The following is a 9,992-nucleotide window of genomic DNA, read 5'->3' on the forward strand; positions in this document are numbered from 1 at the left end:
GGAATGATGAACGGTCAGGCTGATTACGAACTGCCACTCCTGGATTCCCAAGAGGGAATTCTGCTCGCGCAGCGCATGGAAGACTCACGTCGCCTCTACAACGTCGGCCAGTACATCGAAATCGCCGGGGCCGTGGATCCACAGCTCTTCCAGCAGTCCCTGCGGCAGGCCGTCGCGGAGGCGGAGATCCTGCGCGTGAAACTCGTGGCGGACGGTGACCGCGTCACACAGCAGTTCACCGGCGAACCGGAAAGAGGAGAGGAACACGAGGTCCTGCAGCTCGTGGACCTCAGCGCGGAAAGCGACCCCCAGGAAGCCGCCGAAGCATGGATGCGCGCCGAACTGCACCAGACCGGGGACCCCACCGAGAGCCGGCTCTTCTCCCACGCCCTCCTCCGTCTCGCCCCCGACCGCTACGGCTGGTTCCAGCGCTACAACCACCTCCTGATGGACGCCTACGGCTGCTCACTCATCGGCCGCCGGGTGGCGAAGATCTACACGGCCCTCCTGAACGGCGACACCTGCCCGCGCCCCAGCCACGCCCCCCTCCGCGAGCTGCGTCGGCAGGAGTCCGCCTACCGTGCGTCCGCGGGGTACAGCGACGACCTCCAGTACTGGACCGACCACTTCGCGGACCGCCCCGAACCCGTGAGCATCCCCGGGCGGCGCTCCGAGGGGACCGGCGAAGTCCTGCGGCAGACGGGTCATCTGCCCCCCGCCGCGGTCGAGGCCCTGCACCGCGCCGCCACCCTCACCAAGGTGAGCTGGCCCCGCCTCGTCGTCGCGGCGGTCGCCGCCTTCATCAGCCGGCTCGCCGGCTCGGACGAGGCACTCCTCAGCCTCCCCGTCTCCGTCCGCACCACCGCACAGGCACGACGAACCCCGGTGACCACCGCGAACGTGCTCCCGCTCCGCCTCCCCGTGACCGCCGACACCACGTTCGTGGAACTCGCCCGACTCGCCGAGCAGGAGGTCGGCGGCCTGGTCGAGCACCAGCGCTTTCGCGGCGAATGGCTGCGCCGCACCGCAGGCTGGCCCACGGGCAGCCGCTGGCAGTTCGGCCCGTACGTCAACATCATGCCGATCGGCGAAACCCTCCGCTTCGGTGAACACCGGGCCGTCGTGCACGAGCGGTCGAGCCGGCGCGTCGAGGAGTTCGGCGTCCTGGTGAGCGGCTGGTCGGACGACGAGGGAATGCGCGTCACGTTCGAGGCCAACTCCCGCCTCTACGACGCCCAATGGCTCCAATCCGCCCACACCTCCTTCCTGCACTTCCTGGAGCGGGTGGTGGCTGATCCGTCGTTGCCGGTGGGGCGGATTGATGTGGTGGAGGAGGGTGAGCGGGCGGCTGTGGTGGTGGGGTTCAACGACACACGGGGTCCGGTGGTGGGGGGTTCGCTGCTGGACTTGTTCCGTTCCCATGTGGAGCTGAGGCCTGGGGCGGTGGCGGTCCGGTCGGGTGTCGAGGCTCTGTCGTATGGGGAGTTGGAGGAGCGGTCGGATCGTCTTGCCCGGTTCTTGGTGGGTGCGGGGGTCGGTTGTGAGCGGGTGGTGGGTTTGTGCCTTCCGCGTGGGGTGGATGTGGTGGTGGGGGAGCTGGCGGTGTGGAAGGCCGGTGGGGCCTTCGTGCCGTTGGATCCTGAGTATCCGGTGGACCGGTTGCGGTACATGATCGGGAACAGTGGTGCGGGTGTGGTGCTGGCGACCGCGGAGACCCTTGACCGGGTGCCCGCGGGTCCGGCCCGGATCGTCCTGCTCGAAGAGGTTCCGGCAACACCTGATCCGGTGCCTCTTCCTGGTGTGAAGGATCCGGGTCAGCTGGCTTATGTCATTTACACGTCGGGTTCCACCGGCCGTCCCAAGGGTGTCGGTGTCGGTCATCGGGGTGTGGTGAACCTGGTGGGGGCGATGGCTCCTGTGTTGGGTGTGGGTCCTGGTGTGGTGTCGTTGCAGTTCGCCTCGTTCAGTTTTGATGCGGCGATCCTCGATGTGGCCGTGGCGCTGGGTTCTGGTGGGACGTTGGCGATTGCTACGAGTGAGGAGCGGGCGGAGCCGGGTGCGTTGGTGGGGATGATCGCCGCACACGGCGTGTCCACGGCGAGTGTGGTGCCCTCTCTTCTCGGGGTGTTGGATCCGGAGCAGGTGTCCGGTATGGACACCTGGGTGTTGGGTGCGGAGCGTCTGACGGCTGATCTGGCTGCGCGGTGGGTGTCCGGGGTGAGGGTGTGGAACACCTACGGTCCCACCGAGGCGACGGTGATGGTCACCGCCGGACCGGTCCATCCGCGAATCGAGGCTGCGGATGAGGCGCCGGCCATCGGACGCCCTCTCTCCAACTCCCGTGTCTATGTGCTGGATTCGTTCCTGCGTCCGGTTCCGCCCGGTGTCACTGGTGAGGTGTATGTCGCGGGTGTGGGTCTGGCCCGTGGTTATATCGCTCGCCCGGATCTGACCTCAGAGCGGTTCGTTGCGTGTCCGTTTGCCACGGGTGAGCGGATGTATCGCTCGGGTGATCTGGCGCGCTGGACGGTTGATGGTGAGCTGGTGTTCGTCGGGCGGGCGGATGCGCAGGTGAAGGTGCGTGGCTTCCGTATCGAACTCGGTGAGATCGAGGCGGTGTTGGCGGCGCATCCGGCTGTCGCCCAGTCGGTTGTCGTGGCCCGCGAAGACGGACCGGGAGACAAACAACTCGTCGCCTACGTCGTCGCGGCCGACGGGACGGCACCGGCCGACGGTGACCTGAGGGCGTTCGCCGGTGAGCGGTTGCCGGAGTACATGGTCCCGGCGATGGTGGTGACGCTGGACGCCCTGCCGCTGACCCCGAACGGGAAGATCGACCGCGTCGGCCTGCCCGCACCCGAGCGTGGTGAGGGCGCCACGGGCCGTGCCCCGTCGGGTGTGGTCGAGGAGCTGCTCTGCGCGCTGTTCGCCGAGGTTCTCGGGCTGGAACGGGTCGGCGTCGACGACGGTTTCTTCGAGTTGGGCGGCGACTCGATCATGTCGATGATGCTGGTGTCCGCCGCCCGGCGGGCCGGCGTGGCCATCACCGCACGCCAGGTGTTCGAGCGCCGTAGCCCCGGAGGGCTGGCAGCCGTGGCCGTTGTCGCGCAGGACGTGGCGGTGGGCGGCGGCGACCCCGGCGTGGGCGAGGTGCCGCTCACACCGGTCATGCGGGAACTGATCGACCGGGTCGGCCTCGACCGACTGGGCCGGGTCGTGCAGTCCGGCGCGGTGTCCACCCCGCCCGGCCTGCGGTACGACACCCTGGTCCGCGCGGTCCAGGCGCTCGTCGACCACCACGACGTGCTGCGCGCCCGGCTGGAGACCGAGCCCCAGCGGCTGGTGGTGGTAGAGCCGGGGGCCGTGTCCGCGGGGGCGTGGGTCCGCCGCGTCGAAGCGACCTCCGCCGACCTTGGGCGGCTGATGGAGGAACAGATACGGGCGGCCGTAGGCCGGTTGGATCCGCTGTCCGGGACCGTGGCCCAGGTGGTGTGGCTCGACCGTGGGCCGGACACCCCCGGGCGGTTGTTGATGACCGCGCACCACCTTGTCGTCGACGCCGTGTCGTGGCGGGTGCTGCTGCCCGATCTCGCCCATGTCTACGAGGAGTTGGAGGCCGGGCGCGATCCCGTCATTCCGCAAGTACCCGTGTCGTTCCGGCACTGGTCGCGACGCCTGACCGAACAGGCCGCCGGTGAGGCCCGGTCGGCGGAGCTGACGCCATGGACGAGGCTGCTCGGCACGTCGGAGCCTCTCCTCACGGAGCAGGCCGTCGATCCCGGCCGTGATCTCGTCGCCACCGTGCGGCGGGTCTCCGTGACGGTGCCGTCCGAGGTGACGTCCGCGCTGCTGACCGTCGTACCGGCGGCCTTCCACGCCGGCGTCGACGACGTCCTGCTGACCGGACTGGGCGCGGCGGTCGCCGAGTGGCGGGGCGCCCACCCGGAGAACGCCCACCCGGGGCAGTCGCGCCCGGAAGACGGCGGGCTGCTGGTGGACGTGGAGGGCCACGGGCGGGAGCCGCTGACCGAGGGGATGGACCTGTCGCGCACGGTGGGGTGGTTCACCGGTGTGCATCCCGTCCGGCTCGACCTCGGAGCGGCCGACCCGGCCGAGGTGCGGTCCGGAGGCCCGGCGGCCGGACGGGCGCTGAAGCGGATCAAGGAGCAGCTGCGGGCGATACCCGGTGACGGTCTCGGCCACGGTCTGCTCCGGTACCTCAACCCCGAGACCGCGGCCGTACTCGCGGAGCTGCCGTCGGCACAGATCGGCTTCAACTACCTCGGCCGGTCCACGGCGGGCACCTCCGCGCGCACCTCCACGGACACACCGGTGGACCCGGCCGCCGCCTGGACGCCGACCGGTGAACTCGCGCTCACCGCGGGCTCCGACGGGGAGTTCCCCGTGATGCACGCGGTGGAGGCGATGGGCGAGGTGCACGACCGCGCCGAAGGACCCGAACTCACCCTGACCCTCGCCGTTCCCGGCCGGCTGCTGGACGAAGCGGCGGCACGCGCCCTCGCGGAGGGCTGGGCGGCGATGCTGGCCGGTCTGGCCGCGCACGTGACCCGCTTCGGCGGCGGACGTACCCCGTCCGACTTCCCGCTGGTGGCGCTCGGGCAGCACCAGGTCGAGGCGCTGGAGTCCGCCGTCGACGGGCTCGTCGACGTCTGGCCGCTCGCCCCGCTGCAGGAGGGCCTGCTGTTCCACGCCCTCTACGACGAGCAGGCCACGGACGTGTACGTCGAGCAGATGGTCATCGGCCTCGAAGGCCCGCTGGACGCCGACATACTGCGGGCGTCCTGGCAGGCGCTCCTGGACCGGCATCCGAGTCTGCGGGCGGGATTCCGTCAGGTCGCCGGGGTGGAGCAGCCGGTGCGGGTCGTGGTGGACGAGGTCGTGCTGCCCTGGACGCAGGAGGACCTGTCCGGGTGGGACGAGGCCGATGCCTGGGCGGAGTCGGAGCGCATCGCGATCGAGGAGCGCGCGCACCGCTTCGACGTGGCTAGGCCGCCGCTGGTGAGGGTGCTGCTGGTCAGAACCGGGCCGGACCGCCACCGCATGCTCGTGACCCTGCACCACCTCGTGCTCGACGGCTGGTCCCTGCCCGTCCTGCGCCGCGAGCTGTGGGCCTGCTACGCGGCGGGCGGCAGCGCGGCGGGCCTGCCGCCGGTGACCTCCGAGCGGACCTACCTGTCCTGGCTGGCACGCCAGGACGAGGAGGCGGCCCGGGAGGCGTGGCGCGCCGAGCTTGCGGGCCTTGAGGAGCCGACCCTCATCGCGCCCGCCGACCGGGACGACGCCGGAGCCACCGCCGAAACGGTCTCCGGCGAGGCGCCGCACCACCTGGCCGAGGCCCTCGGCGAGCTGACCCGGGGCCGGGGCGTCACGCTGAACACCGTCGTCCAGACCGCGTGGGCACTCGTCGTCGGCCAGCTGACCGGCCGCGACGACGTGGTCTTCGGCGCCTCCGTGGCCGGCCGGCCCGCCGACCTGCCGGGCATGGAGAACATGCTCGGCCTGTTCATCAACACCGTTCCCGTGCGGGTCCACCTCGACCCGGAACGGACCGTCGCCGCCACCCTGACGGACCTCCAGGCACACCAGTCGGCACTGCTCGACCACCAGACCCTGCGCCTCAGCGACATCCACCGCCTCGCCGGACCGGGCGCCGGATTCGACACACTGCTGGCGTTCGAGAACTACCCGTCCCGGATGAACCCCGCCACCGCCGCGGGCACCGACGGACAGGCACCCGAGGGCGTGACCGTCACCGAGGCCTGGATGCGTGAGTCGGTCAACTACCCCCTCGCCCTGGTGGTGGACCCGCTCGACGGGCTCCGCGTACGCCTCGCCTACTGGACGGACATCCTCGACCGGCACACCGCCGCAGCCGTCCTCGACCGCTTCCTGCGGGCCCTGGAACAGCTGGCCGCACACCCGCACGCGCCGGTCGGCCGCCTCACGCTCATGGACCGCGCCGAACGGCGTCGGGTCACCGAGAAGGGGAACGCCACCGCGCGCCCGATCCCCTCGGGCTCCCTGCCGGAGCTGTTCCGCGCCCAGGCGGCGCGCACCCCGGACGCGGTGGCGGTGGTCGGCACGGACCGCGTGTGGACGTACGCCGAACTCGCCGCGGGCGCCGACCGGGTGACCCGCGGACTGGCCGCCCGGGGCGTTCGACGCGGCGACCTGGTCGGGGTGGCACTGGAGCGTTCACCGGACTTCGTGGCCGTGGTGCTGGGCGTCCTCCAGGCGGGGGCCGGCTACGTACCGGTGGACCCGGACTGGCCGGAGCAGCGAGTGCGGCTGCTGTTGGAGGACACGGTGTTGTGCGTCTCCGAGAGGGAGACAGTAGGCCCGTACGCCCGCGCCTTCGGGAACAGGGACGCGGCGGTACCGGTCGGAGCCCTGCTCGCCGGGGCCGGCCGGGATGAGGGGAGCGGTCCGTACGGCCACGGCGATGCGCGGGTGACGGCGCGTGATGCGGCGTACGTGATGTACACGTCCGGATCGACCGGTGTTCCCAAGGGAGTCGTGGTCACGCACGCCGACGTGGTGGCGCTCGCGCACGACAGCCGCTTCGCGCAGGGACACGAGAGCGTACTGGTCCACTCCGCGCAGACCTTCGACGCCTCCACGTACGAACTGTGGGTGCCCCTGCTCAACGGCGGACGCGTGGTGATAGCCCCGAGCGGCGTCCTCACCCCGGCTCTCGCCCGCGAGTGGATCGACCGGCACGGGATCACCGCGATGTGGCTCACGGCCGCGCTGTTCCACCTGTTCGCCCAGGACGACCCGGGCTGCCTGCGCGGGCTGGGCGAGGTGTGGACCGGAGGGGACGCGGTCCGGGCCGAAGCGGTCCGGCGGGTGCGCGAGGCGTGCCCCGGCCTGGTCGTCGTGGACGGGTACGGCCCGACCGAGACCACCACCTTCGCCACCTCCCACCGCCTCGACCCGATGAGGCCGGTCCCGTCGGCCATGCCCATCGGAGGGCCGCTGGACAACATGCGCGCCTTCGCTCTGGACTCCTTCCTACGGCCGGTTCCCGACGGCGTGCCGGGGGAGCTGTACGTCGCCGGCGCCGGGCTGGCGCGTGGATACCTGGGACGTGCGGCGCTGACCGCGGAACGCTATGTGGCCTCCCCGTTCGCCTCAGGCGAGCGGATGTACCGCACCGGGGACCTCGTCCGGTGGAACGACGACGCACTGGTCTTCGTCGGTCGGGCGGATGCGCAGGTGAAGGTGCGAGGCTTCCGGGTGGAACTCGGTGAGGTCGAGGCTGTGTTGTCCGCCCACCCGGCCGTCGGCCAGGCCGTGGTCGTGGCCAGGGAGGACCGGCCGGGGGAGAAGCGGCTCGTCGGATACGCGGTGCCCGAGGGCCCCGGAGCCGATCCCGCGGCGGTGCGTGCGTACGTGGCCGAGGAACTGCCCGAGTACATGGTCCCGGCGGTGGTGATCGTCCTCGACGCCCTGCCGTTGACCGCGAACGGGAAGGTGGATCGCGCGGCCCTGCCCGTACCGGACTTCGCCGGCCAGGTGTCCGGGCGGGCACCGGTGGGTGCCGTCGAGGAACTGCTGTGCGCGCTGTTCGCCGAAGTCCTGGGGCTGGAGCGGATCGGCGCGGACGACGGTTTCTTCGAGTTGGGCGGCGACTCGATCATGTCGATGCAGTTGGCGTCGCGGGCGCGTCGGGCGGGTCTGGTGGTCACGCCCCGTCAGGTCTTCGAGGAGAAGACCGTCGAGCGGCTCGCTGCCGTCGTGGAGTCACTCGACACCGAGAACGACGAGCCCACCGAAGACGTCGGCGTGGGCGAGGTGCCCTGGACCCCCGTCATGAGGACGCTCGGCGAGCGGATCGTCGGGCCCCGGTTCACCCAGTGGACGGTGGCCGGCGCCCCGGCGGACCTGGATCCGGACGTGCTGAGCCGAGCTGTGGGTGCGCTGCTGGACCGGCACGACATGTTGCGGGCGCGGGTCGTGAGCAGCGAGTCGAAGCTGGTCGTGGGTGAGCCGGGTTCGGTGGATGCGGCGGGTCTGATCACTCGGGTCGAAGCCGAGGCCGAGGCCGGGGTCGGGGTCGGGGATCTGGATGTGGTGGCTGGGCGTGCGGCTCGTGAGGCTGTGGGCCGTCTGGATCCTGCGGCCGGGGTGATGGTCCAGGTTGTCTGGGTGGACGCGGGTCCGGGCCAGGTGGGCCGACTCGTGCTGGTGGTGCACCACTTGGTGGTGGACGGGGTGTCGTGGCGGATCCTGCTGCCGGACTTGCAGATTGCGTACGAGGATCTTGTGGCGGGTCGTGCGGCGGTGTTGGAGCCGGTGGGGACGTCGTTCCGTCGGTGGGCGGGTGTGCTGGCCGAGCAGGCCCTCAGCCCTGAGCGGACCGCCGAACTGGACGGCTGGCTGGCCCTGTTGGGTGAGCGTGCCCCGACGTTGGGGCGGCGACCGCTGGACCCGGTGGTGGATGTGGCCGGGACGTTGCGGCGGCGTGAGTGGGTCCTGCCTGCCGCCGCGGCGGCCACGCTGGTGGGGCGGACTCCGGTGGCGTTCCACTGCGGTGTGCACGAGGTGCTGCTGTCGACGCTGGCCGGGGCGGCAGGCCGCCTGTGGCCTGAGACGGCGGACCTGCTGGTGGACGTGGAAGGACACGGCCGTGAACCGGTCGCGGATCTCGATCTCTCACGCACGGTCGGCTGGTTCACCAAGATCCATCCCATACGGCTGGACCTCACCGGGATCGATCTCGCGGACGCGGTCGCGGGAGGCGTGGCGGCCGGTGGCCTCCTGAAGGCGGTCAAAGAGCAGTCCCGTGCTGTACCAGGTGACGGTCTCGGCTTCGGCCTGCTCCGGCACCTGAACCCGGAGACGGCGGAGGTGCTGTCGGCTGCCCCGGCTCCGCGGATCGGCTTCAACTACCTGGGCCGGTTCGCTGCCGGTACCAACAGCGGCAGTGGCGGCGGTGCGGCGGCGGTGAGCGCGTGGGAGATGGCCGGTGAGACAGCCGTCGCCGGCTCCTCCCACCCCGACATGCCCGTGGCCCACGTGGTCGAGGTGCGGGCCGTCGTACGCGACACCGCCGACGGTCCCGAGCTCACCCTCACCCTGACCTGGCCAGAAGCGGTCCTGGCCGACACCGAGGCGGCGGACCTGGGCGAGACCTGGGTGCGGATGCTGACGGGCCTGGCCGCCCACACCGACAGCGCGGGGGCGGGTGGTCATTCGCCGTCGGACTTCCCGTTGGTGGAGGTGTCGCAGGCGGGTGTGGAGGAGTTGGAGGGGGTGGTTCCGGGCCTTGTGGACGTCTGGCCGTTGTCGCCGTTGCAGGAGGGGCTGTTGTTCCATGCGTCTTTCGAGGCGGAGGGGCCTGATGTTTATGAGGGGCAGCGGTCTTTGATTGTTGAGGGGCCGTTGGATGTGGGGCGGTTGCGGTTGGCGTGGGAGGTGGTGTTGGAGCGGCATCCGGTGTTGAGGGCGAGTTTTCATTCGGGTGTGGCGGTGTCGGGTGGTGCGGTGCAGGTGGTGTCGGGGCGGGTGGTGCTGCCGTGGACCGTGGCGGACGTATCGGATCTCACCGAGGCCGAAGCGGCGGCCGAGATGCGACGCCTGGCCGCCGCCGAGAAGGCCCATCGCTTCGACCTGACCCGGGCACCGATGCTCAGGCTGCTGCTGATCCGGCTTGCCGACGACCAGCATCGTTTGGTCATCACGAGTCATCACATTGTGTTGGACGGTTGGTCGTTGCCGGTGTTGGTGGGTGAGGTGTCGGGGGCGTATGCGGGGGGTGGCAGTGGGCGTGGGCTGCCGGCGGTGGGGTCGTATGGGGAGTATCTGGCGTGGTTGGGGCGTCAGGACAAGGTGGTTGCGCGGGAGGTGTGGCGGTCGGAGTTGGCGGGCCTGGATGAGCCGACGTTGGTGGTGCCGGTGGGTTCGGTGCGGTCGGGGTTGGTGCCGGAGCGGGTGCGGTTCTCGTTGGAGGAGGTGTTGTCGCGGGG

1 protein-coding gene is annotated in these 9,992 nt (G+C 71.0%); it reads left to right on the top strand.

The genetic code is table 11. The features are described 5' to 3' along the window. Positions 1-75: 75 nt before the first annotated feature. The coding region (locus ACZ5VD_RS41290) for an amino acid adenylation domain-containing protein (RefSeq protein WP_468685584.1) at positions 76-9,992 on the top strand (9,917 nt) is incomplete at its 3' end.

Source organism: Streptomyces sp. NPDC032822 (assembly GCF_055578825.1).